This is a genomic window from Bacillus sp. FSL R7-0166, assembly GCF_038008935.1.
In the GTDB taxonomy this organism is placed as follows: domain Bacteria; phylum Bacillota; class Bacilli; order Bacillales; family Bacillaceae; genus Bacillus; species Bacillus altitudinis.
In genome coordinates this window covers 3,174,765-3,198,313 of the sequence record NZ_JBBPAC010000001.1, presented here as the reverse complement: position 1 = coordinate 3,198,313, position 23,549 = coordinate 3,174,765, and the positions used below count along the sequence as shown (strand labels likewise).

Below are 23,549 nucleotides of genomic sequence, written 5' to 3'. Positions count from 1 at the left end.
CTGATGCGAGTCACGCAAAGTATGATTTCTCAAAATTCACTTCGAAATATTAGCAAAAGTTATGAAAAACTCTCTAAAATTAATGAGCAGGCACAGTCTGGAAAACGTTTCACAAAAACGTCTGATGATCCTGTTGCAGCAGTGAAAAGTCTTCAGTATAGTACAGCCATGTTTCGAAATGAGCAATACCAAACTAATTTAAATGAGGCGCGAAACTGGATTGATACATCTGAAACAAGTGTCACTGAAATAATTGATATCATGTCAAATATACGAGATAAAGTACTCGATGCGGCCAATGGAACAAAACAGCCAGAAGATTTAGCTGCTATCGGAGTGGAAATTGGTCAGATGAAGAATCAAATCATTGATGCAATGAACACGCAGATGTTAGGTAAGTTTGTTTTTAATGGGACGAATACCAATGTTAAACCAGTTGTAGAGAATGCAGATGGTACGTTTACATTTAACTTTGAAAACTATACAGATGCAAACGTGGTTCAGTCGAACATTTCTGATGGAATCACATTAAATGTGAATTCAAATCCTCTTTCAGCTTTTGGTGGGCAATCTGCCAGTGGTCAAAATGTCATTGAAATGCTGACTGATTTAGAAAACTCATTAAAAAATGGAACGTTTACAAATTCTGATGATGCATTAGGAAATATCGATCAGTTTAAAGAAGTGATGAGTGCTGAGCGTTCAGATCTTGGGGCTAGATCCAATCGTATCGACTTAGTCGGGAGCCGTTTGACTTCGCAATTTGAAGTGCTGAAAAAGGCTAAATCAGATGCCGAAGATGTAGAAAGTGAGAAAGCCATTCTTGATCTTCTTCAACAAGAGACTGTAAATAGAGCTGCTTTAGCGACGACAGCTAAAGTGATTCAGCCATCCCTTGTCGATTTCTTAAGATAAGAAAAAGCATCCGTTGGGTGCTTTTTTGCATCATGGAGGTGAACCTATGCAAATCCCTAGATTGTTAATGGAGCAAACTTATGCAAAGCTGCAAATGTCGACAACCCCTTCCAGGCAAGAAGTAGAGCAGCCAAGAGCTGAGCTTGAGATTCAGCAGCCAAGAGCTGTCATGAATATCACAAGGACACCGTCGAAATTAACCATAGATCAAACCGAGGCATTTGCCGATATGGATATTAAGTCGATTTTTAGACGTTCAGAGGAATGGGCTGCGGAGGGGAAACGTGCGATTGGAGAAGGTATGGGGCGTAGAGCGGAAGAAGGAAGTGAACTCATCAAGATCGAGAATGGTGGGAATGCGATTGCTGAGTTTGCGAAAATCAATGGCAGTCCTCCAGCAAAACAATTCAACATCGGTGTGATTCCTTCATTTTTTAGTGTGAAAATTCACTATCAGCCATCTGAACTTAAAATTGATGTGGAGCCGCAAAAAGCTATTATAGAGGCAACACCTCATAAACCAATTGTTAACTACCAGCCAGGTAAAGTTCATATTGATATGTTACAATACCCAGAATTAAAAATAGAAGTTGACGAAACAGGTCAAAATGGTGATAAGGTATAGTTAAGAAAAATGAAAAAGGTCGTGAATTATGATCATTCAAACAAAATACCATGGCGAAGTGACGATTAAAGAGGAGCAAATCATTCACTTCTCTAATGGGATACCAGGATTTCTGGATCAAAAACAATTTGTCATTTTACCTTTATCAGAAGAATCCCCATTTTTAGTTCTTCAATCTTTGAAAAATGCAGAACTAGGCTTTATTGTCAGCAGCCCATTTTTGTTCTTCAATCAATATGAATTTGACTTAGAAGAATCGGTTGTAGACATTCTTGGGGTAGAAGATGCCAATGAAGTGGAAGTCATGGTTATTTTAACAATGGGATCTTCTATTGAAAAAACGACAGCCAATTTAAGAGCGCCTATTATTGTGAATCGGAAAAACATGAAAGCCAAGCAGGTCATTTTGCATGATTCAGCCTATCATACAAAACATTTGCTAGAGGTGGCTTCCTCATGTTAGTTCTATCTCGTAAATTAAATCAATCGATTCAAATAGGCGACGATATTGAAGTTAAAATTATTGCGATTGAAGGCGATCAAGTAAAAGTTGGAATTGAGGCTCCTAAGCATATTGATATTCACAGGAAGGAAGTATACCTGTCTATTCAAGAAGAAAACAGCCGTGCTGCTAGCTTGTCCCTCGATCTACTTTCTCAATTATCCTCACAAAAAAAGTGAGGATTTTTTTATCCTATTTGTCGATCCTCCTCCGTGTGAAACCGTAGAAGTACACCATCTATATGAAACTTTAACAAATCGGTCCATCTATATTTAATTTAAAAATTCAAAGCCGATATAAAAGATAGATTAAAGCACAGGAGCTGAATAACTATGTCTGTTGGTAAGTTGACTTCGATAGAGCCACTGATTGATGCATTTCAAACCCGTGTTACGAATCATCAAAATGACAATGCAAACACTGATTTACAAGCAAATGGAAAAGTCGTTTCAAAAGAAGAAATTGAGAAAACGCTTCAAGGAGCAAATAAGTTGATTGAACCTACTCAATTTCATCTTCAATTTGAATTACATGAAAAACTCAATGAATATTATGTCAAAGTCGTAGATAACCAAACCGAAGAAGTCATTAGAGAGATTCCTTCCAAAGAATGGCTTGATTTCTATGCGGCAATGACAGAGATTGTCGGTTTATTTGTCGATAAAAGAATGTAATTGAAGGGAGAACATAAACCATGGTTAATCGAATTACTGGATTTTCAAATGTATTTGATATTGATGAAATCGTCTCAAAGCTAATGAAAACTGAGCAAGCACCACTTGATAAAATGACACGCCAGAAACAAACACTTGAATGGCAAAGAGACAGCTACCGCGAGGTCAATTCAAAGGTCAAAGAATTAGATGATCTCATTGCCAAACTAAATTTAACATTACCAAGTACTTATGGCGCAAAAAAGGTGACAAGCTCAAACGAATCTGCTGTCACAGCAACTGGCTCAACAAATGCTGCCTCTGGCTCAATTAATGTGACCCAACTAGCGACAGCATCCGTTTTCAAATCTTCTAGTCCATCTGGATTTACTGCTTCAAACGGTACGTTTACGTTTGAGGTGATGACACCAGATTCTACAACACCTAAAACAGTGACCATTAATACCACTGATACAGATACCCTTGATACAATCGTGACAAAATTGAACAGCTCTCAACTTGGTGTCACGGCTTATAAAGGCCAGATCTTTGATGGAACCAACTACGTAGATACGATCGCCCTGACTTCGCGTACGACTGGTGAAGGTGTCAGTATTAAGGCAGCGGATGGCAATTCCGCTTCATTTTTAACGCAATTAGGCTTCCAAGTGGATGGAGATAATAAATTAGTTGCGACTACTCAAGGGCAGAAAGCGCAATACGAAATTAATGGTCTCAAAATGGAAAATAACAATAATACCTTCACGCAGGCTGGTATCACATATGAGCTGAAAGGAACAACAGATAAGCCTGTCAGCTTGAACGTTTCAACAGATGTCGATGCCATCTTTGATAAAATTAAACAATTTGTTGATAAATACAACGAACTCGTTGAATTGGTCAATGGTAAAGTGAATGAAAAGCGAAATAGAGACTATCAACCATTAACGGCTGAAGAGAAAAAAGCCATGTCTGAAAAAGAAATTGAGTTATGGGAAACAACCGCTAAGTCTGGCTTACTGAGAAGTGATTCTATTTTACGAGCTGGTGCCTCTAAAATAAGAAGTGATTTTTATGCTGATATTACGACAAGTGATGGGAATAAAATTCACCTGACACAAATCGGTATTTCTACTTCATCCTCGTATAAAGATGGCGGGAAGCTTGAATTAATTAATATTAATGGAGTAGAGAAATTAAAAAAAGCCATTGAAGAAGACCCAGACAAGGTAAGGCAAATGTTTATCTCTGGTTCTTTAAATGTTGATTCTAAAGACAAAGACAAAGCACAGCAGCAATATAAAGAACAAGGAATCATCTATCGCGTCAAAAATTCCTTATCAGCCTTCACGAAGAGTATTCAAACAAAAGCTGGTAGTACATCAATGGAGCTAAAAGAATATGGACTTGGTAAGGATTTAGATTCTTTGACAAAACGAATGGATACATTCCAAGATCGTTTAAAAATGGTGGAAGCTCGTTACTACAAAAAGTTTAACGCCATGGATAGTGCGATTCAAAAGCTAAACAACCAATCTGGCTATCTTTCTCAACTGCTTGGACAATAATTGGAGGTTTATAACATATGGCAATTCAGAACCCTTATGCCGCCTATCAGAAAAATTCTATTGAGACCGCAACACCGGCCGAGTTAACGCTTATGCTTTATGAAGGATGCTTAAAGTTTATTAGACTAGCAAAGCATGGCATTCAAAAAGAAGATGCTGAAATGAGAAACTTGAACCTGAAAAAGGCTCAAAACATCATCCAAGAATTAAATGTCACCTTAAATCGTACGTATGATGTATCAAAGAGCATGGCAAGTATGTATGACTACATCTATCGAAGACTGATTGAAGCCAATCTGCAAAATGACGAAGAGATCCTGAATGAAGTAGAGCAATATGTGACTGATTTCCGAGATGCTTGGAAGGAAGTCATTCAAACCGATCGAAAAGGGCGTCACCACTCTATTGGGGGATCTCTATGAGTATTGTGGATCAACTGCACGACCAAACGTTAAAAATGGCAGCGGAAATAGAGGCCAACCCGCAAAGCGAAACACTCGTTGAAGACTTTGATGCTTTTTTAGTTGAGAGAGACGAACTAATGAGAGACATTCAACATGAGCTTTCCGTTCAAGAAAAAGAGAAAATCAAAGAAATCATTCAAACAGATCAACTGATGGCCAAGCAATTAACGGAGATTCAAAATGGGATCAAGGCAGATATTCAAGCCATTCAACGTAAGAAAACAAAACAGCTGAATTATCAAAATCCGTATCAGCCCATGACAAGTGACGGCGTATACTACGATAAACGGAAATAAATAGGTGAGACCTGTGGCGTATCGTTCAGATGACTATATTTTATTAACCACATATTATGACCTTCTATATACGATAGAAGAGAGTCTAAAATATTTAGATGAAATTGAGAAGGATTTCGCTAAAACAGAAGGGGATCGGATCTTTAATGATCTGATCCATGCCTTCTTTCATTTAGAGACAACACATCCGCTTCTGCTTTCGATTATTGAAAATGAGCACTTTGCCAAGACGATTCGATCGTTTGACCAAATTTTTTTAAGTTTCGATATACTAGCTTTCTATACATTCCCTTCAAATCACTTCCAGTCATTCCTTACATCATATTTTATACCTGAATATAGAAAGTGGATGGATGAAATACATGCCTGTATGAGGCCGTATGTCATTCATTAATTTTTGTTCAATTCAGACCATTCGGAGGAATTTATGAGACTAAAAAATCAATTTTTATTTGGGCTTATTGTCATATGTGTATTGTTTGTCAGTATTTTGGGGTTTTCTAGTTTTATTTATTACAAAACAGATCAATCGTATAAAGCACTTCTCACCAAAGAAGTAAAGCTGTACCAGACCTCGCTGGAATTAGAGGCACTGCTACAAAAGCAAGAAGCACAAATTAAAACGTATGTGGTTGTTCAAGATGCTGAAAATTTACAGAAGATTGAGCAAACATATGAAGAAATCAATAAGAAAACAGCTGAAGCATCAAAAATGAGCACCGTTAAACAAGCAAAAAATCTGTTAGATCAAATTTCCGAAAAAAATTATCTTTACTACACCTCAACAAATCGATTATTTAATTCATTGAATATGCAAAATCAAAAAGAATTCAACACCCGCCTCAGTCAAGAATTACAACCTATCGAACAAGAAATACATACCTTTACAAAAGAATTTGCTCAAACACAATTGAAACAGCGGGATCAAAAAATCAGTCAGCTCAATGAAGAAAGTAACCAATTATTGCTGACGCTTATTCTCGTTAGCGCAGCGATTATAGTCGGCTTTTTAGTCATTGGCACAAGGTTTGTTCATCGTATGACAAAACCGATTGTCTCTGTCACACATGCAGCAAGAAGAATGGCAGATGGTGACCTCACACTTGAAGAGATTGAAGTAACCTCTAAAAATGAAATTGGCCAGCTCGGTACGGCTTTTAACCAAATGACCGCTCATTTGCGTCAGCTCATCTTACAGGTGCAAAACGGATCAAGGCAATTAGCTGATTCTGCTGCGCAATTTGAAGAAACCATCAGTCAAACCATATCGGCTAGTGAACAGACGTCTAGCTCGATTGAACAGGTCAGTGAAGCTTCACGTGAACAATCGGATGCAGTAGGAAAAGTAGCTTCGGCGATTCAAGAAGTCTCGACTGGTATGCATAATGCGGCTGAACATACGTCTGATGTTTCGGGTCACTCAATTTCAGTGACTGAAAAGGCTGAAGAGGGCGCATCCCTCATTCAACAATTTGTGAAACAAATGAGTTCTATTAAGGAATCTGTGAATGAACATCATTCTACAATGGCCAATGTACAAGTACAGTTTACCGGCATTCAAGACCTGCTGGGGAATATTCATGCCATTGCAGATCAGACAAATTTACTTGCTTTAAACGCAGCCATTGAAGCAGCAAGGGCTGGGGAACATGGACGAGGTTTTGCGGTTGTTGCAGATGAAGTCAGAAAGCTGGCAGAAGAATCAAGTCAACTGACTGATCAAATTAGTCAGTTACTCGCCAACGTGAACAAAGATACTGATAGATCGTCTCAATCTATGACGAAAGTGGAACGAGATGTAGCAGAAGGTGTGAAAGTATCGCAATTGTCTGAACAGAGCTTTCAAGAAATTCTGGAATCCATCCGTGATATCTCGATGAAAGCAGAGGAGCTTTCTGCCACGACAGAGCAAATCTCAGCTAGTACAGAAGAAATTTCTCAAACAATTGGTGTGATAGAAGAAGGAGCCAAGCGAAATTCTGAGGAAACAGAGTACATGTCGGCGGCTGTTGAAGAATCACTAGCGGCGAATGAGGAAATGAAAGCAGCTGCGGAAGATTTAAAATCTTTGTCTCAATCACTGAAAACATCTATTTCATCTTTCAAGATTTAACAGTGCGATGGTCTTTTTCAAGAATCAATCGAATATATATTCATCACCTATCAAGTAAAAGCTGAAGCACCGCAGGATTCGACAAATTTCAATAAAAATTCACATTTTTTTTACGTTTGAGCAGGAGAAAAGGAGGGAAAAGTAGAAATAAGTTTACATATCCTTAATTTTAAAGGAGGCGTTCTTTACATGAATTACAATGTCCGAGGAGAAAACATCGAAGTAACACCTGCACTAAGAGATCATGTCGAGAAAAAAATTGGAAAGTTGGAGCGTTATTTTGAGTCAGATGTTGATGCTTCAGTCAACGTGAACTTGAAATTTTACAACGATCAAGAATCTAAAGTTGAGGTTACCATTCCAATGACTGATCTAGCACTTCGAGCAGAGGTGCATAATGAGGATATGTACAATGCAGTAGACCTAGCAACCAGTAAATTAGAACGTCAAATTAGAAAACATAAAACGAAAGTGAACCGTAAATTCCGTGAGCAAGGTGCGAAAAAGCATTTATTTGCTGGAGGAAACGGTGCTTCCGAAGTAGCAGTTCAAGATGACGAAGAAATTGATGAAACAGAAATCGTCAGACAAAAACGCTTCAATCTAAAACCAATGGATAGCGAAGAGGCCATTCTCCAAATGAACATGTTAGGTCACAGTTTCTTTGTCTTCACAAATGCTGAGACAAATTTGACCAATGTGGTATACCGCCGAAATGACGGTAAATACGGACTCATTGAGCCGAACGCTTAATCATTCGTTCCTTTTGATCCGAAAATGACCTAAAAAAAGTAAACCCGTTCCCTTCATAAGGGGCGGGTTTTTTGTGCTAAATCATTGCAAATTCTTTGGAAATCAAGGAAGGTATGGTATGATAAATGCAGGTAAATATGGACCTGTCAAACTTTTGGACATGCCGAAAAATTGCATGAAATAGAGGAGCGTTATTATATGCTTGGAATCTTAAACAAAGTGTTTGATCCTACGAAACGTACGATCAGCCGATATGAAAAAAAGGCAAATGAAATCGAAGCTCTCGCTCAAGATTTCGAGAAATTATCTGACGAGGCTTTACGAAATAAAACGATCGAATTTAAAGAAAAACTTGAAAAAGGACAATCTGTAGACGACCTTTTGGTTGAAGCATTTGCAACGGTTCGTGAGGCTTCCCGCCGCGTGACAGGAATGTTCCCATTTAAGGTGCAGCTCATGGGGGGGATCGCCCTACATGAAGGGAATATCTCTGAGATGAAAACAGGTGAAGGGAAAACGTTGACATCAACGATGCCTGTTTATTTGAATGCTCTTTCTGGAAAAGGCGTCCACATTGTGACAGTCAACGAATATTTGGCAAGCCGTGATGCAGAGGAAATGGGCAAGATTTTCGAATTTCTTGGATTAACGGTTGGCTTGAACTTAAACAGTTTAGACAAAGATGAAAAAAGAGAAGCGTACGCTGCTGATATCACGTATTCAACAAACAATGAGCTTGGCTTTGATTATTTACGAGATAACATGGTGCTGTATAAAGAGCAAATGGTTCAAAGACCACTTCATTATGCCGTCATCGATGAAGTTGACTCCATCTTAATTGATGAAGCGAGAACACCTCTTATTATTTCTGGACAAGCTGCAAAATCGACGAAACTTTACGTACAAGCAAATGCCTTTGTTCGTACGTTAAAAATAGAAGACGATTTCACTTATGATATTAAAACAAAAAGTGTACAGCTGACTGAAAGCGGAATGACGAAGGCGGAAAAAGCATTCGGCATTGAGAACTTGTTTGATGTCAAACATGTCGCTCTTAACCACCATATCGCGCAGGCTCTTAAGGCACATGTTGCGATGCAAAAAGACGTTGATTATGTTGTGGAAGATGGTCAAGTCGTCATCGTTGACTCCTTCACAGGACGTTTAATGAAAGGACGTCGCTATAGTGAAGGTCTGCACCAAGCCATTGAAGCAAAAGAAGGTCTTGAAGTGCAGAATGAAAGCATGACACTTGCAACCATTACGTTCCAGAACTACTTCCGTATGTATGAAAAGCTATCTGGTATGACAGGTACAGCGAAAACGGAAGAAGAGGAATTCCGTAACATTTACAATATGCAGGTTGTCACAATCCCAACCAATAAACCGGTTGTGCGTGATGACAGACCTGATTTAATTTACCGCACGATGGATGGCAAATTTAAAGCAGTAGCTGAAGACGTCGCACAGCGTTATATGACAGGACAGCCGGTCCTTGTCGGAACTGTTGCGGTTGAGACATCTGAATTAATTTCAAAACTGCTTAAAAATAAAGGCATCCCACATCAAGTGTTAAACGCGAAAAACCATGAGCGTGAAGCACAAATTATTGAGGAAGCTGGACAAAAAGGTGCCGTCACAATTGCGACAAACATGGCGGGACGTGGAACAGACATCAAGCTTGGCGAAGGTGTGAAAGAACTAGGCGGTCTTGCTGTTATTGGGACAGAGCGTCATGAATCACGCCGTATTGATAACCAGCTCCGTGGTCGTTCTGGTCGTCAAGGAGACCCAGGGATTACTCAATTCTATCTCTCAATGGAAGATGAATTGATGCGCCGATTTGGTGCAGAGCGGACAATGGCGATGCTTGATCGCTTCGGCATGGATGACTCTACTCCAATTCAAAGTAAAATGGTCTCAAAAGCTGTTGAATCTTCTCAAAAACGTGTTGAGGGGAATAACTTTGATTCCCGTAAGCAGCTTCTGCAATATGATGATGTTCTTCGTCAACAGCGTGAAGTCATTTACAAACAGCGTTTTGAAGTCATCGATTCTGATAACTTGAAATCGATTGTGATCAATATGATTCAATCGTCTATTGAGCGGGCTGTTGGATCTTACACGCCGAAAGAAGAACTTCCAGAAGAATGGAAACTAGATGGTCTTGTTGAATTAATCAACACGAACTATTTAGATGAAGGTGCCATTTCGGTCAAAGATATCTTCGGTAAAGAAGCAGATGAGATCACCGAATTCATCATGGAGCGGATTAAAGAGAAATATGATGCAAAAGAAGAGACATTTGGCGATGAACAAATGCGTGAATTTGAAAAAGTCATCGTTCTTCGTGCAGTAGATTCGAAGTGGATGGATCATATTGATGCAATGGATCAGCTGCGTCAAGGAATCCATTTACGTGCATATGCACAAACCAATCCGCTTCGTGAGTATCAAATGGAAGGATTTGCGATGTTTGAGCATATGGTCGCTTCAATTGAAGATGACGTCGCTAAATATGTGCTGAAATCAGAAATCCAAAACAACCTAGAACGTGAAGAAGTCGTTCAAGGACAAACAACTGCTCATCAGCCTCAAGAAGGCGATGAGGAGAAAACAGTGAAGAAAAAGCCGGTGCGTAAAGTGGTGGATATCGGAAGAAACTCACCATGTCACTGCGGAAGCGGCAAGAAATATAAAAATTGTCATGGGAAGACAGAATAAGTAATGGAAAGAGGTGAAAACCTCTTTCTATTCATGTCAGCCCCCATACATCTATGAGGTGAAGGATATGGAATTAGTAGAAATTAGACAAGAGCTTGAAAATATGGCTAGCAGGCTAGCTGATTTTAGGGGGTCTCTTTGACCTCGATACAAAAGAAGCGAAAATTGCAGAGCTTGAGGCCACGATGTCAGAGGCTGACTTTTGGAATGACCAGCAAAAAGCGCAAGGTGTCATTAATGAAGCCAATGCACTGAAGGATTATGTGAATACATATCATGAGCTCAGTGAATCTCATGATGAGCTGCAAATGACGCATGATTTATTAAAAGAAGACTACGATGAGGATCTTCATGCAGAGCTTGAAAAAGAACTGAAGAACTTAACAAAACAATTTAACGAGTTTGAATTGCAGCTTCTTTTAAGTGAACCGTATGACAAAAACAATGCCATTCTTGAGCTTCACCCGGGTGCAGGTGGAACGGAATCACAGGACTGGGGATCGATGCTCCTCAGAATGTATACCCGCTGGGCAGAGCGCAGAGGCTTTAAGGTCGAAACACTTGATTACCTTCCTGGTGATGAAGCAGGAATTAAGTCTGTGACATTACTGATTAAAGGACATAACGCTTACGGTTACTTAAAAGCAGAAAAAGGTGTCCATCGTTTAGTCCGTATTTCTCCATTTGATTCATCTGGCCGTAGACATACATCTTTCGTTTCCTGTGATGTCATGCCAGAATTTAATGAAGAAATTGATATCGATATTCGTACAGAGGATATTAAGGTGGATACGTATCGTGCAAGTGGTGCAGGGGGGCAGCACGTCAATACGACGGACTCTGCGGTTCGTATCACACACATCCCAACAAATGTCGTCGTGACGTGCCAAACGGAAAGATCCCAAATCAAAAACAGAGAACGTGCAATGAAAATGCTGAAATCTAAGCTTTATCAAAAACGGATAGAAGAACAGCAGGCGGAATTGGATGAAATTAGAGGAGAACAGAAAGAAATTGGCTGGGGAAGCCAAATTCGCTCGTATGTTTTCCACCCATATTCCCTTGTGAAAGACCATCGTACCAACACGGAGATGGGAAATGTTCAAGCGGTGATGGATGGAGATTTAGATTCCTTTATCGATGCGTATTTACGTTCAAAATTATCATAAAAACTCGGCTTCTTGCCGGGTTTTTTTAATTGTGAGAAAATATAATGAATATAAAGGAATACATATGCCATACTGACTCTATATCCTTTGTATGATGAAATTAGCAATTAAAGGGGGAAATAATTTGGGATTAAAACCATTACAAGAGACGTGGGATTTAGATGCCTTTTTTAAAGGAGGCAGTTCTTCATCAGAATTTATCACATACTTACAGCACATACAGCAGCTATTAGATGAGTTACGACAAAAGGTAGATGCCTTTTCAAAAGAAGATACACAAATTGAAAAAAAGTTAACAACTGTCCTTGAAACGTATGAAATCACATATAAAAAACTAGCGCAAGCAGGTTCATTTGTATCCTGTCTACAATCTCAAAATACAAAGGATATGAAGGCAGGTAGTCTCCGAGGGTCTATTGCCAAGCTGGAAGCTGAATTAGGAACCATTCTAGCAGGGTTTGATCAATCACTTGCTGAGATTCCTACTAGCCAGTGGGAAGAATTAATGGATTCAGCCGCTTTCTCAGATGTTCGTTACATATTAAATGAACGAAGAGAACATGTGAAAGATCAACTGCCTGTTGAACAGGAAACACTCATTCAAAAACTAGCAGTAGATGGGTATCATGCGTGGGATGAACTTTATTCTAGCTTGGTGAACAAAATTACCATTCCATTTGAGCAAAATGGTGAAACACAAATGATCTCTGTAGGCCAAGCAGAAAATGCGATGGATGATTCAGATCGTGAAGTAAGAAAAGCCGTGTATCATAATTTAGAACATGCATGGACACAGGATGAACATTTGTTTGCAAGCACACTCAATCATCTCGCTGGTTTTCGTCTACAAGTATATGAAGCCAGAGGATGGGATCATATATTAAAAGAGCCTCTTGATATTTGTCGGATGAAACAAGAGACGCTCGATACAATGTGGTCTGTCATTGATGAACATAAACAGCCATTCATTGAATATTTACAACGTAAAGCTGACATGCTTGGGGTTGATAAACTGAGCTGGTTTGATGTGGGAGCGCCTATTGGAAGTGAGACAAAAACCTATTCTTATCAAGATGCAGCCGCTTTTATTATCAATCATTTCGCAGGGTTTGGAAAAGAGCTCGCTGCTTTTACTGAAAAAGCTTTTAATGAACGCTGGGTAGAAGCTGAGAATCGCCCAAACAAACGAGTGGGCGGTTTTTGTACGAATTTCCCTGATAGCGGAGAATCACGTATTTTTATGACCTTCTCAGGGACTCCATCCAATGTAGCGACACTAGCACATGAGCTTGGTCATTCGTTCCATCAGGAAGTCATGCAGGATGTTCGGATGTTGAATCGTAAATATGCGATGAATGTAGCTGAAACTGCGTCTACATTCGCAGAAATGATTGTGGCAGATGCTTCATTAAAAGAGGCGGCCAATGAAGAAGAGCGTCTCAGTTTGCTAGAGGATAAGCTGCAGCGCAGTGTAGCATTCTTTATGAATATTCAATCACGCTTCTTATTTGAACAACGCTTTTATGAAGAGCGCAAACAAGGAGAAGTGCCAGCTGACCGCTTGAATGAGTTGATGGTAGAAGCACAGAAGGAAGCCTTTGGCGACTCTTTAGATGAATACCATCCGCATTTCTGGGCGTCTAAACTGCATTTCCATATTACAGGTGTCCCGTTTTATAACTTCCCTTACACCTTCGGGTACATGTTCTCGCTAGGTATTTACGCGAAAGCATTGCAGGCTGGGGCATCATTTGAAGAGAAATATATTGCGCTATTAAAAGATACAGCGTCAATGACTGTAGAAGATTTGGCATATAAGCACCTAGGTGTCGACCTGACTCAAAAAGCATTTTGGGAAGAGGCCATTTCACTGGCTGTGGCAGATGCTGAAGAGTTTTTAGAAGCGACGAAGGCATAAAAAATGAAAAGCTCCCATTACGGGAGCTTTTTTGCTGGTTTTAACCATTCCAGCATCGTCTGAACGATGTCTTTTTGTTGCGTGAGGACTGGAATGTCTGCAGGCTGATCCCCTTTTTGTTTGCTATACATGCCAAATTGAGCATGATTACCGCCTTTTATCTCATGATACACCGTTTGAGAAGGCAGCTGCTTTTTCGATTTTTTGATTTTTTCTCGTGTTGCGAGACCATCTTTTTCGCCTGAAATAGATAATACTTGCAAGGAAGCCTGTTTCAAATCATCTGATGCAGGATAGGAGGCAAGGAAAAAGAGGCCGTCCAGCTTGCTTTGATTTTTATATGCATACATAGCGGCAGCTGTTCCGCCTAGCGAATGTCCGCCAATGTACCAATGCTTGATGGCCGGATGACTTTTGAGGATATCGTCTGCTTTCTTCGTATTAAATATTGCGAAGGAAAATGGCATGTCTGGGATAAAGACCGAATAGCCTTTCTTCATCAGCGCATTCCCAAGATAGGCATACGCAAGAGGTTCAACTTTTGCCCCAGGATATAGAATGATGCCAGTATCGCTTTTTGATGCTTCAAATGAATATACCCCGTTTTTATGATCGACCTGCTCAATGTTCATCTGCTTTTTTAACGCTTCCGATGGTCCATATGTAAATCGGCTCCATGTATAGAAAGCACCAAAAGCTAAGATGATGAGTGCAAGTAATGTAATACCGGTGATCTTCAGTATTTTCTTCATCGTATGTCCCTTCTTTCTCATGTACATATTAAATATACCATCATTTACTCTTCTGCCAAACGGCAAGTACGCTGATCCGGCTGTGTGATAAAGTATTAATCCATTAGCACTGCATTTGGCTGTTATTTACAATCTGAATGAGAGGACTTAAAATAGGTGTGCATTCAGAAGTAACGGAGGAAGAAAGACATGAAGCAGGAACATTCTCAATTTTGGATTGAAGTGAAAAATTATTTACTCATTTTAATAGGATCAGCTATCGTAGCGGTTGGCTTTAATACGTTATTATTACCAAATCAGATTGCTGCTGGCGGTGTGAGCGGAATCAGTACCATTATGCAATCATTCGGCTTTGAAGCTGCATATGTACAATGGGGTCTCAATATTCCGCTGTTTATCGCAGGCTTTTATTTATTAGGTGGAACATTTGGGGTAAAAACGCTCGTTGGTTCTGTCTTTTTACCTTTAATGGTGTTCTTAACAAGACACATTGCTCCTGTCACCCATGAAGCACTGCTAGCCGCAATATTTGGCGGTGTAGTGATTGGGATCGGGATTGGGCTCGTTTTCCTCGGCAATGGTTCAACGGGAGGAACGGCACTTGCGGCCAAAATCATTAATAAATATACAGGGCTGACGTTAGGTACTTGTTTAGCAATGATGGACGGTTTGATTGTTTTGGCGGCCATGACTGTTTTTGGGATTGAAGAAGGTCTGTACGCAGTGATCGGAGTGTTCATTTCTAGTAAGACGATTGATGTCGTACAGGCTGGCTTTAGTCACTCGAAGATGGCCATGATTATTACGGGCCATGAGGATGAGGTCAGACAGGCGGTGTTTGATCAAATTGATCGTGGTGTAACGAAGATTTCAGCAGTAGGTGGGTACACCGACCATGACCGGCCTATTTTAATGTGTGTTGTAGGGCAGTCACAATTCACAAAGTTGAAACAAGTGGTAAAAGCGATCGATGCATCAGCGTTTGTCATCGTCATGGATGCAAAAGAGGTGCTTGGTGAGGGTTTTAAAAGGGCGTAAACAAGGATATAATAACGTTGACCAAATGATTGTAAGGGAGGGAAATACATGAAAAAGAGCGGATTAACGCTTCTTTTTGTCACTATGCTTTTTGTACTTGCGGCCTGTGGAGGAAATTCAAGCAGCAGTGACAAAGAAGGCAGTAAAAGTGCTTCAAGTGTGAGCAGTGGTGAAGAGATTTATCAGCAAAACTGTATTGGCTGTCATGGAAAAGACTTATCTGGCGGAGGCGGCCCAAGCCTGAAAGAAGTCGGGAAAAAATATAATGAAAGCCAAATTGCAGATATTGCCCAGAACGGTAAAGGATCTATGCCAAGCGGAATGGTAGATGAAAAACAAGCAAAAGAAGTCGCCAAATGGCTTGCAGAGAAAAAATAAAACCTTTGTCTAATCGACAAGGTTTTTTTATTTTCTATTTGTAGAAAAAGACTTTTGGATAGTATGAAAACGTATTATATTAAATTTTATTTAAAAAATAAGGGTAAAAAGACATGTTTTTCGGTTTTGGTTGCTCTATTTACCTTTTATTTATAAGTTTTGAAATATAAATGTAATACCATTGCGTCGATTCATGACGTATAATTGGAGTTGTTGAAATTTAGACGATTCAATTTTTTCATCTTTTTGGATGAAAAGGACATAAATTGCTTGTGCGTATCGAAGGGTATGTGCGTGACCATACATAACGTTTTTTGACGAGAAGTGTCAGAACATCATGATAAGCTGTTTGACAGCGAATAAGAAAAGATTAGGTGATTACATGATTGAAATGAAGGAAGTCTATAAGATCTATCCTAATGGTGTAAAGGCGATCAATGGAATCAATGTCTCTATCCATCCAGGAGAGTTTGTGTATGTTGTTGGTCCCAGTGGCGCTGGTAAATCCACGTTCATTAAAATGATGTATCGTGAAGAGAAGCCAACAAAAGGGAAAATCTTAATTAATAACAAAGATTTAGGCTCGATGAAGGAAAAAGAAATTCCTTATGTGAGAAGAGAAATTGGCGTAGTATTCCAAGATTTCAAACTGCTTCCAAGTCTTACGGTCTTTGAGAACGTGGCATTTGCTCTTGAAGTCATTGGTGAACAGCCAAGTATTATTAAGAAAAAAGTGCTTGAGGTACTTGATTTGGTGCAATTAAAGCACAAAGCTCGTCAATTTCCAGATCAGCTTTCCGGCGGTGAACAGCAGCGTGTATCGATCGCTCGTTCGATCGTCAATCATCCTGAGGTTGTCATTGCAGACGAACCGACAGGAAACCTTGATCCAGATACTTCATGGGAAATCATGAAGACACTCGAAGAGATTAATAACCGCGGAACAACAGTCGTCATGGCGACACACAACAAAGAGATTGTAAACAGCATGAAGAAACGCGTCATCGCAATCGAAGATGGAATGATTGTGCGTGACGAAGCAAGAGGGGAGTACGGAATTTATGATTAAAACTCTCTCGCGGCATTTACGTGAGAGCTTCCGTTCACTTGGAAGAAACACGTGGATGACATTTGCATCAATTAGTGCGGTCACTGTCACATTGATTTTAGTTGGGGTTTTTCTTGTCATTATGCTCAACTTGAATAACATGGCATCGAACGCTGAGAAAGAAGTAGAAGTAAAAGTTCTCATCGATTTAACTGCGAATCAAAAGCAGCAAGATGAATTAAAAGCAGAAATTGAGAAGATTCCTGAAATAAGTGATGTGAAATATTCATCCAAGGATGATGAACTAAAAGCACTGATTAAAAGCTTTGGTGAAAATGGACAATCTATGGGACTGGTTGATCAAGAAAATCCATTGAATGATGCGTTTATTGTGAAAACAACAGATCCCCACGATACACCAAAAGTAGCGAAAAAATTAGAAAACCTAAAAGGGACGTATAAAGTCACTTATGGAAAAGAAGAGGTCAGCCGACTCTTTAATGTTGTCGGAGTGGCGCGTAATGTCGGCATCGCACTTATTATTGGGCTTTTATTTACAGCGATGTTCTTGATTTCCAATACGATCAAAATTACGATTTTTGCTAGACGTAAAGAAATTGAGATTATGAAACTAGTAGGTGCAACGAACTGGTTTATCCGCTGGCCGTTCTTCATCGAAGGATTACTACTTGGTGTATTTGGCTCGATTATACCAATCGCTGTATTGCTTGGCACGTATCAATATGCTGTCGGCTGGGTGGCACCAAGGGTACAAGGTTCATTTATTTCAATGCTTCCATACAATCCGTTTGTCTATCAAGTATCACTGATCCTTCTATTGATCGGTGCCATTATCGGTGTGTGGGGAAGTTTAACGTCCATCCGTAAATTCTTGAAAGTATAAATCTATTTATATTGATGGCAGCACTCGAAGATTCTATAGAAGATGTGACCGGTTGATCCAATTCATCCGGTCGACTCTTTATGCAGGCAGTTGTCATGGGAGGGGAATATCGTTTTGAAAAGAAAGCTGATGATGGCTGGAATGGCAGCGTTTATTGGAACAACGTGGCTATACATTCCAGGGAACGAAAATCGTGCATTCGCATACGAAGACCTAGATCAAAAACGTCAACAAATTGAAGAGAAAACATCGAAGACTGAATCAACCTTGAAGAAAAAGAAATCAGAACTGGCAAAGCTTGAAAAGAAAGAATCAAAGCTCAAGCAAGAAATTGAAAAAATTGACCAAAAAGTAAGTGCCGCAACTGAAAAAGTCGCTGAAAAAGAAAAAGAGGTCAAACAGACGAAAAAAGAGATCAAAAAACTAAAAAAAGAGATTGAAGTCATCAAGGAGCGAATTGAAAAGAGAAAAGCGATTTTCAAAGATCGAATTCGTTCTATGCAAAAAAGCGGCGGTACAATCAACTATTTAGATGTGCTGCTAGGTGCTCGTAGCTTTAGTGATTTTGTCAGTCGTGTGGGAGCTGTTACAACCATCGTCGAAGCAGATAAAGACATGATTACAGAACACGAGAATGATTTGGAGCTAGTAGAGCAAAAAGAAGCAGAGCTAAATAAACAGCTAAGTGGACTTGAAACATCTTTGAAAGAGCTTGAAACGTTGAAAAAGGACCTATCTAAACAGCAAAAAGAAAAAGGAAAAGTCCTTGGTCATGTAACGGAAGAAAAAGAACATGCACATGATGAACTAGGAAAGCTTGAAAATGAACAAGAAATTTTAGCAAATCAAAAAGCGGCGGTAAAGTCTGAAGAGGCACGCCGTCAAAAAGAAGAAGCGAAGAAAGCAGAACAAGCAGCTGCTGAAAAAAGTGCACCTGCACCAAGTGGAGGATCTGATCAAGTGTCAGATACACCAGCAAGTAGCTCAGGTTTCATTAAGCCAGCTGCAGGCCGTTTCTCATCAGGCTTTGGCGGACGTTCTGGCGGACAGCATTACGGATTAGATATCGCTGCAAAAGGCACTGTATCTGTCGTTGCAGCCGCATCTGGAACAGTCACGAACTCAAGCTACTCGTCGAGTTATGGGAACGTGGTGTTCATTACACATAACATCAATGGCCAAACGTATCAAACGGTATACGCTCATCTTTCAACAAGAAGTGTGTCAACAGGTCAAAGAGTCGAGCAAGGTCAATTCCTTGGATATATGGGCAACACAGGTCAGTCTTATGGCCAGCATCTTCATTTTGAAATTCATAAAGGATTATGGAATGGCGCGAAATCAAATGCAGTCAATCCAGCGCAATATATCCGCTGACAAAAAGCCGATAACAGCATGTTATCGGCTTTTTTCATGTAGATGAAATTAAAATAACAGCAGTAATCCGGCAATAATAGGTGTTAAAAGCACAGCGGATTTTAATAACAGTTTTGGCGCAAGGCGTGTAAATTTTGCCCCAATAAAAGCTCCTAATACGGTACCGATTAAGATCTGAACGAGCAGGATAAAGTCAACATAGCCTTCTGAAATATAACCAATTCCACCGCCAATAGAGATTGGAATAATCACTAGCATCGTTGTGCCAACAGCTTGTCTAATAGACAGCTTCAGCAAAATCAAAAGCCCCACTTGAATAAATGGTGCTGATCCGATACCGAACATCCCTGAAAGCATCCCTGATACAAGGCCTAATATAATGCCCCTGATCAGCAATTGGCGTGAAGAAAGCGGCTGTTGTTCAGCATCTTCTTTTAGGACAAACAATTTGATCATCATAAAAACAGCAGATAAAAAGAGCATACCAGCTGTTAAATAGTGCAGGCTATCCTCTGGAATAAAAGGAGCCACTTTTGCTCCGGCAAATGAAGCAATACAAGCTAGTGCACCGACAATCAAACCTGATTTGAGCTGGATATTTCCTTCCCGGTAGTGGCTGTATGCACCAGATAAAGTCGTAAATGCCATAGCAGCTAAAGATGTCCCAAGTGCAGTATGGATTGGTACATCAAAGATTAACGTCAGCAATGCGATGACAAAACCAGCCCCGCCAGCTCCTACAAACCCTAGTAAAATTCCTAATAAAAGCATCGTCAATATAATATACATAGCGAAGACTCCTTCTCGATCGTAACAAAATAAAAATTACACCTAATGAAATGATTAGTCAAGCCTCCCTAGGAGAATGTCTTTACATGAAATCCCTTCTTCTGGCATATAATAACTCAGGTCATCAGGAAGAGTTGAAGAAGGAGGCCAAATATGAAAAAACAAATCGCATCCATCATGGCAAGTGTCATTCTCATCATCAGTGCAGGGGTTATGACGCATAAAGAGGCGACTCAAGCGGAGTCACCGAAAGCGGCTGCTGCAGTGGCTGGACAAGCTCAATCAAGTGATCGAGCGAAGGAAAACGGAATGGAGAAAATTGAGAAAGCCTATGACCTCATTTCGAATGAATATGTAGAGGAAGTGGATCGTCAAAAGCTGCTTGAAGGTGCCATTCAAGGAATGCTTTCAACCTTAAATGATCCGTATTCAGTATACATGGACAAGCAAACCGCAAAGCAATTTTCGGATTCACTTGATTCCTCATTTGAAGGAATTGGGGCAGAAGTTGGAATGGATGAAGGAAAGATTATCATTGTCTCTGCCTTTAAAAAATCCCCTGCGGCAAAGGCGGGTCTGAAACCGAAAGATGAAATCATCAGCATTGACGGTGAGACGATGAAAGAAAAAAGCCTAAACGATGCTGTACTGAAAATAAGAGGGAAAAAAGGAACGTCTGTCGCCTTGAAAATCAGACGAAATGGAATTGAAAAAGAGCTAACATTCCATATCAAACGCGAAGAAATCCCGCTTGAAACCGTAACGGCTTCAATGAAAGAGGTCAATGGTCATAAAACAGGCTATATTGCGATCTCTAGCTTCTCTGAAGATACGGCGAAGGATTTCACGGCAAGCCTGAATAAGCTCGAGAAAAAGGGCATGGAAGGCCTTGTGCTGGACGTGAGAGGAAACCCTGGCGGCTATCTACAAAGTGTGGAAGACATTTTGAAACATTTTATCACAAAGGATCAGCCATATATTCAAATTGCAGAACGGAATGGCGATCGAAAACGATATTTTTCAAAACGAAAAGAACAAAAACCATACCCGGTCAATGTCTTAATTGATAAAGGAAGTGCATCCGCTTCTGAAATTCTGGCTGGTGCTTTGAAAGAAGCAGGGAAGTATGAAGTGGTAGGTGATGTTTCCTTTGGTAAAGGAACTGTGCAGCAGGCGGTACCAATGGGAGATGGAAGTAACATTAAATTAACGCTGTATAAGTGGCTGACACCGAAAGGGAATTGGATTCACAAAAAAGGCGTTGTGCCGACCATTGCGATTCATCAACCAGATTACTTCACCGTTGGCCCGCTCCAGCTGAAAGAACCGCTTCAGCTTGATATGAACAATGAAGAAGTCAGACAAGCACAGACATTGTTAAAAGGGTTATCATTTGACCCTGGCAGAGTAGATGGATATTTTGACGAAGAAACGAAAAAGGCTGTACTCGCATTTCAAAGCACATACAATCTCGAAAAATCAGGCGTTATTGATTTAAAGACAGCGAAAATGATGAACAAGATGGTAGATGAAGTGAAATCTTATGAAAAGAATGATCTTCAGCTGCAAACTGCACTAAAAGCACTATATCTCAAAAAATAAAGAGGCGAATAAATGCCTCTTTTTTTTGGTTCATAAGTGTTACGAACATGTAATAATTTATTCTTAAAAATATATTATATCGAGAAATATATTCATTTATTTTACAAAAAACATAACATTCCTTCGAATTTACCCGATAACATATTTATATAAGAGACTTTCTGTTGATTTAAACATGTCATGAAAATGAAACTTTTGAAAGTTGTATGTTACATAAATAATTCTTACAATAAAAAGTAGCACTCATTTTAAATATTTTATTTTTTGCGGATATTCAGCTTAAGCATTGAGCTGTACCGAGGTTTGCGCTTTTCTTAAAAGAACTAGTAAATGGGGGTACACAATTGAAAAGGGCAAGTATTGTGAGAGAGAAAAAATATTACGAGTTGGTAGAGGAGCTTAAGAGTCGTACGAAAGATGTGACGTTTTCGGCTACAAAGGCATTAAGTCTACTCATGCTGTTAAGCAGGTACTTGGTCAATTACACAACGGTAGAATCAGTCGACGAGATCGATGAAGACTGTGCTGAGATATACTTCAATTATTTAATGGATAATCATAAGAGACTTGGTATAAACTTAACCGACATCAAGAGGTCTATGCAGCTTCTCGGCGGCATACTAGATGTAGATGTGAATCACTATTTAAAAGATTTTTCACTGTCGAATGTCACACTTTGGATGAATCAGGAGAAATAAACCTGATGTCAAGCATCGATTTATTTGATAGAATAAGAGAAAATGCTTGACTTGGGCGGTGAACGATAATGAGCTCGGAGTGGATGGGAGCCGGATTAAAAGCGGTCGGTCTGTTTTTAATCCATCCTCTTTTTTATTTTATGATATTAATCAGCCTATTATATGGCTACATCCGCGTAAAGCGGGAGAGAAAAGCGTTTCAAACAAGAATAGAAGATGTTTACGATGAACTGAAATTTACATATTCAAAGGGATGGGTTCCAGGAATTTGTCTATCGATCATATCTGTAGGCTTAGGGATTTCCCTTCCGCCTGGATTCATCGTGCTGATTGCAGCGATGACCATCGTTTTCTCTTTATTCTTTAAGGCGAGTGCGCTTTCGTCTGCATACACACTCGGTTTCAGTTTTATTGCGGCATTTGGATTGATGTCTGTTCAAGTGAGCCATTCTTGGCTGCCGCAGCTTTCAATGATGAATGCATCAGCCGTTGTGATCCTGTTAGGGCTACTGTTAATGACTGAAGGCATGTTAGCCTATCGAACGGCGCATTTACGTACATCGCCTGCAATGGTGATGAGTGCGAGAGGACTTTTGATCGGCCAGCAGCGAGCAAACCGTCTGTGGCTTCTACCACTTGTTTTGCTGATGCCGGCAGGTGAATGGACTTCTTCTCTGCCATGGTGGCCTGTGCTTCAAGTGCACGATCAAAGCTTTTCATTTATTGTGATCCCTTACATCATCGGCTTTGGCCAGCGTATTCAAGGATCGCTGCCAATTGTGAGTATTCAAATTACGTCACGCCGTATTATGATGCTCGGTCTAGCTGTTGCTGCAGTAGGTGCGGCAAGTATTTGGTTTGAGCCGATTGCGTGGGGAGCTGTTGTTCTAGCGATTGCAGGAAGAGCCTTTTTATCATGGAAGCAGAGGGTGAATGACAACGCTGCACCATTCTTTTTCTCTAAGCGGAATCAAGGGCTTATGGTGCTTGGTATCATTCCGAATACCCCTGCGGCTGATTTAAAGCTTGAGATCGGAGAAATGATTACAAAGGTCAATGGAATCGAGATCAAAACCGTTTCAGAATTTTATGAAGCACTACAAACCAACCGTGCTCTGACAAAGCTCGAGATTATTGGTCTCAATGGTCAGACAAGATTTGAGAAACGCGCCTCTTACGAAGGGGAGCATCACCAGCTTGGTATCCTGTTTGTGAAGGACGATCCTCAGCAAGAGCCAACGGCGATTTCATCTTAAAAAAGCT

General features: G+C 40.0%; 24 protein-coding genes. 22 read left to right on the top strand and 2 right to left on the bottom strand.

The annotated features are described in order from the left end of the window. Positions 1-3: 3 nt before the first annotated feature. From flgL to NST01_RS16600, 14 genes are all read left to right on the top strand, one after another. Positions 4-915, top strand: coding sequence for a flagellar hook-associated protein FlgL (gene flgL / locus NST01_RS16665; RefSeq protein ID WP_008348257.1), 912 nt, complete (start codon positions 4-6; stop codon positions 913-915). Positions 916-961: 46 nt separating this feature from the next. Further along, a complete protein-coding gene (locus tag NST01_RS16660) occupies positions 962-1,540 on the top strand; it encodes a DUF6470 family protein (RefSeq protein ID WP_035701576.1) in 579 nt (192 codons plus the stop codon). Positions 1,541-1,568: 28 nt separating this feature from the next. Beyond that, the gene (gene fliW, locus NST01_RS16655; protein WP_017368139.1) at positions 1,569-2,003 is read left to right on the top strand and encodes a flagellar assembly protein FliW; all 435 of its coding nucleotides are present in this window, start codon (positions 1,569-1,571) and stop codon (positions 2,001-2,003) included. Beyond that, positions 1,997-2,221 carry a carbon storage regulator CsrA gene (gene csrA, locus NST01_RS16650; RefSeq protein ID WP_017368138.1) on the top strand — a complete coding sequence of 75 codons (225 nt, stop codon included), beginning with the start codon at positions 1,997-1,999 and terminating at the stop codon, positions 2,219-2,221. The genes fliW and csrA overlap by 7 nt, the downstream gene beginning before the upstream one ends. 153 nt (positions 2,222-2,374) lie before the next feature. Beyond that, positions 2,375-2,716, top strand: coding sequence for a flagellar protein FlaG (gene flaG / locus NST01_RS16645; protein WP_146270810.1), 342 nt, complete (start codon positions 2,375-2,377; stop codon positions 2,714-2,716). A 20-nt stretch (positions 2,717-2,736) separates the two neighbouring features. Continuing rightward, positions 2,737-4,263 carry a flagellar hook-associated protein 2 gene (locus tag NST01_RS16640; RefSeq protein WP_060781475.1) on the top strand — a complete coding sequence of 509 codons (1,527 nt, stop codon included), beginning with the start codon at positions 2,737-2,739 and terminating at the stop codon, positions 4,261-4,263. A gap of 17 nt (positions 4,264-4,280) precedes the next feature. Continuing rightward, entirely contained in the window at positions 4,281-4,685 is a 405-nt protein-coding gene (fliS, locus tag NST01_RS16635) for a flagellar export chaperone FliS (protein ID WP_008348247.1), read from the top strand. Next, a complete protein-coding gene (locus tag NST01_RS16630; RefSeq protein WP_008348246.1) occupies positions 4,682-5,023 on the top strand; it encodes a flagellar protein FliT in 342 nt (113 codons plus the stop codon). The genes fliS and NST01_RS16630 overlap by 4 nt, the downstream gene beginning before the upstream one ends. A gap of 13 nt (positions 5,024-5,036) precedes the next feature. Beyond that, on the top strand, positions 5,037-5,417 hold the full coding sequence (locus NST01_RS16625; protein WP_008348244.1) for a hypothetical protein: 381 nt from the start codon (positions 5,037-5,039) through the stop codon (positions 5,415-5,417). A 33-nt stretch (positions 5,418-5,450) separates the two neighbouring features. Continuing rightward, positions 5,451-7,136: a methyl-accepting chemotaxis protein gene (locus NST01_RS16620; protein WP_341042213.1), complete on the top strand. Its 1,686-nt coding sequence runs from the start codon at positions 5,451-5,453 to the stop codon at positions 7,134-7,136. A gap of 189 nt (positions 7,137-7,325) precedes the next feature. Then, the gene (hpf, locus tag NST01_RS16615) at positions 7,326-7,889 is read left to right on the top strand and encodes a ribosome hibernation-promoting factor, HPF/YfiA family (protein ID WP_007499992.1); all 564 of its coding nucleotides are present in this window, start codon (positions 7,326-7,328) and stop codon (positions 7,887-7,889) included. 198 nt (positions 7,890-8,087) lie between these two features. Further along, positions 8,088-10,613 carry a preprotein translocase subunit SecA gene (secA, locus tag NST01_RS16610; protein WP_035701569.1) on the top strand — a complete coding sequence of 842 codons (2,526 nt, stop codon included), beginning with the start codon at positions 8,088-8,090 and terminating at the stop codon, positions 10,611-10,613. A gap of 67 nt (positions 10,614-10,680) precedes the next feature. Continuing rightward, a protein-coding gene (gene prfB / locus NST01_RS16605; protein WP_098680723.1) for a peptide chain release factor 2 occupies positions 10,681-11,782 on the top strand; the annotation gives its coding sequence in 2 pieces (ribosomal slippage) (positions 10,681-10,752 and positions 10,754-11,782; 1,101 coding nt in all). Between the two features lie 124 nt (positions 11,783-11,906). Then, positions 11,907-13,700 carry a M3 family oligoendopeptidase gene (locus NST01_RS16600; protein WP_341042212.1) on the top strand — a complete coding sequence of 598 codons (1,794 nt, stop codon included), beginning with the start codon at positions 11,907-11,909 and terminating at the stop codon, positions 13,698-13,700. Between the two features lie 17 nt (positions 13,701-13,717). On the opposite strand, the gene NST01_RS16595 is transcribed toward NST01_RS16600, so the two are convergent. Continuing rightward, positions 13,718-14,452, bottom strand: a complete 735-nt coding sequence (locus tag NST01_RS16595; protein WP_341042211.1) for an alpha/beta family hydrolase — start codon at positions 14,450-14,452, stop codon at positions 13,718-13,720. A gap of 189 nt (positions 14,453-14,641) precedes the next feature. On the opposite strand from NST01_RS16595, the gene NST01_RS16590 reads away from it, so the two are divergent. The 5 genes from NST01_RS16590 to NST01_RS16570 all read left to right on the top strand — a co-directional run bounded on the left by NST01_RS16590 (position 14,642) and on the right by NST01_RS16570 (position 19,197). After that, a complete protein-coding gene (locus NST01_RS16590) occupies positions 14,642-15,490 on the top strand; it encodes a YitT family protein (RefSeq protein WP_017368132.1) in 849 nt (282 codons plus the stop codon). A 48-nt stretch (positions 15,491-15,538) separates the two neighbouring features. Continuing rightward, positions 15,539-15,868 (top strand): cytochrome c551, encoded by a 330-nt coding sequence (gene cccB / locus NST01_RS16585; protein ID WP_341042209.1) that lies wholly within the window; start codon positions 15,539-15,541, stop codon positions 15,866-15,868. A 382-nt stretch (positions 15,869-16,250) separates the two neighbouring features. Beyond that, positions 16,251-16,937, top strand: a complete 687-nt coding sequence (ftsE, locus tag NST01_RS16580; protein ID WP_008348229.1) for a cell division ATP-binding protein FtsE — start codon at positions 16,251-16,253, stop codon at positions 16,935-16,937. Further along, complete coding sequence (gene ftsX / locus NST01_RS16575) at positions 16,930-17,820, top strand: permease-like cell division protein FtsX (RefSeq protein ID WP_024719915.1); 891 nt, start codon at positions 16,930-16,932, stop codon at positions 17,818-17,820. The genes ftsE and ftsX overlap by 8 nt, the downstream gene beginning before the upstream one ends. A 114-nt stretch (positions 17,821-17,934) precedes the next feature. Continuing rightward, positions 17,935-19,197, top strand: coding sequence for a murein hydrolase activator EnvC family protein (locus tag NST01_RS16570; protein ID WP_341042208.1), 1,263 nt, complete (start codon positions 17,935-17,937; stop codon positions 19,195-19,197). A 48-nt stretch (positions 19,198-19,245) separates the two neighbouring features. On the opposite strand, the gene NST01_RS16565 is transcribed toward NST01_RS16570, so the two are convergent. Next, positions 19,246-19,986 carry a sulfite exporter TauE/SafE family protein gene (locus NST01_RS16565; RefSeq protein ID WP_008348223.1) on the bottom strand — a complete coding sequence of 247 codons (741 nt, stop codon included), beginning with the start codon at positions 19,984-19,986 and terminating at the stop codon, positions 19,246-19,248. Between the two features lie 153 nt (positions 19,987-20,139). Here NST01_RS16565 and ctpB point away from each other — a divergent pair, with 153 nt between their 5' ends. The 3 genes from ctpB to NST01_RS16550 all read left to right on the top strand — a co-directional run bounded on the left by ctpB (position 20,140) and on the right by NST01_RS16550 (position 23,542). Further along, entirely contained in the window at positions 20,140-21,588 is a 1,449-nt protein-coding gene (gene ctpB, locus NST01_RS16560) for a carboxy-terminal processing protease CtpB (protein ID WP_341042206.1), read from the top strand. Between the two features lie 344 nt (positions 21,589-21,932). Further along, positions 21,933-22,286, top strand: coding sequence for a swarming motility protein SwrAA (locus NST01_RS16555; protein WP_007500014.1), 354 nt, complete (start codon positions 21,933-21,935; stop codon positions 22,284-22,286). 68 nt (positions 22,287-22,354) lie between these two features. Continuing rightward, positions 22,355-23,542, top strand: a complete 1,188-nt coding sequence (locus tag NST01_RS16550) for a PDZ domain-containing protein (protein ID WP_234898347.1) — start codon at positions 22,355-22,357, stop codon at positions 23,540-23,542. Positions 23,543-23,549 lie beyond the last annotated feature (7 nt).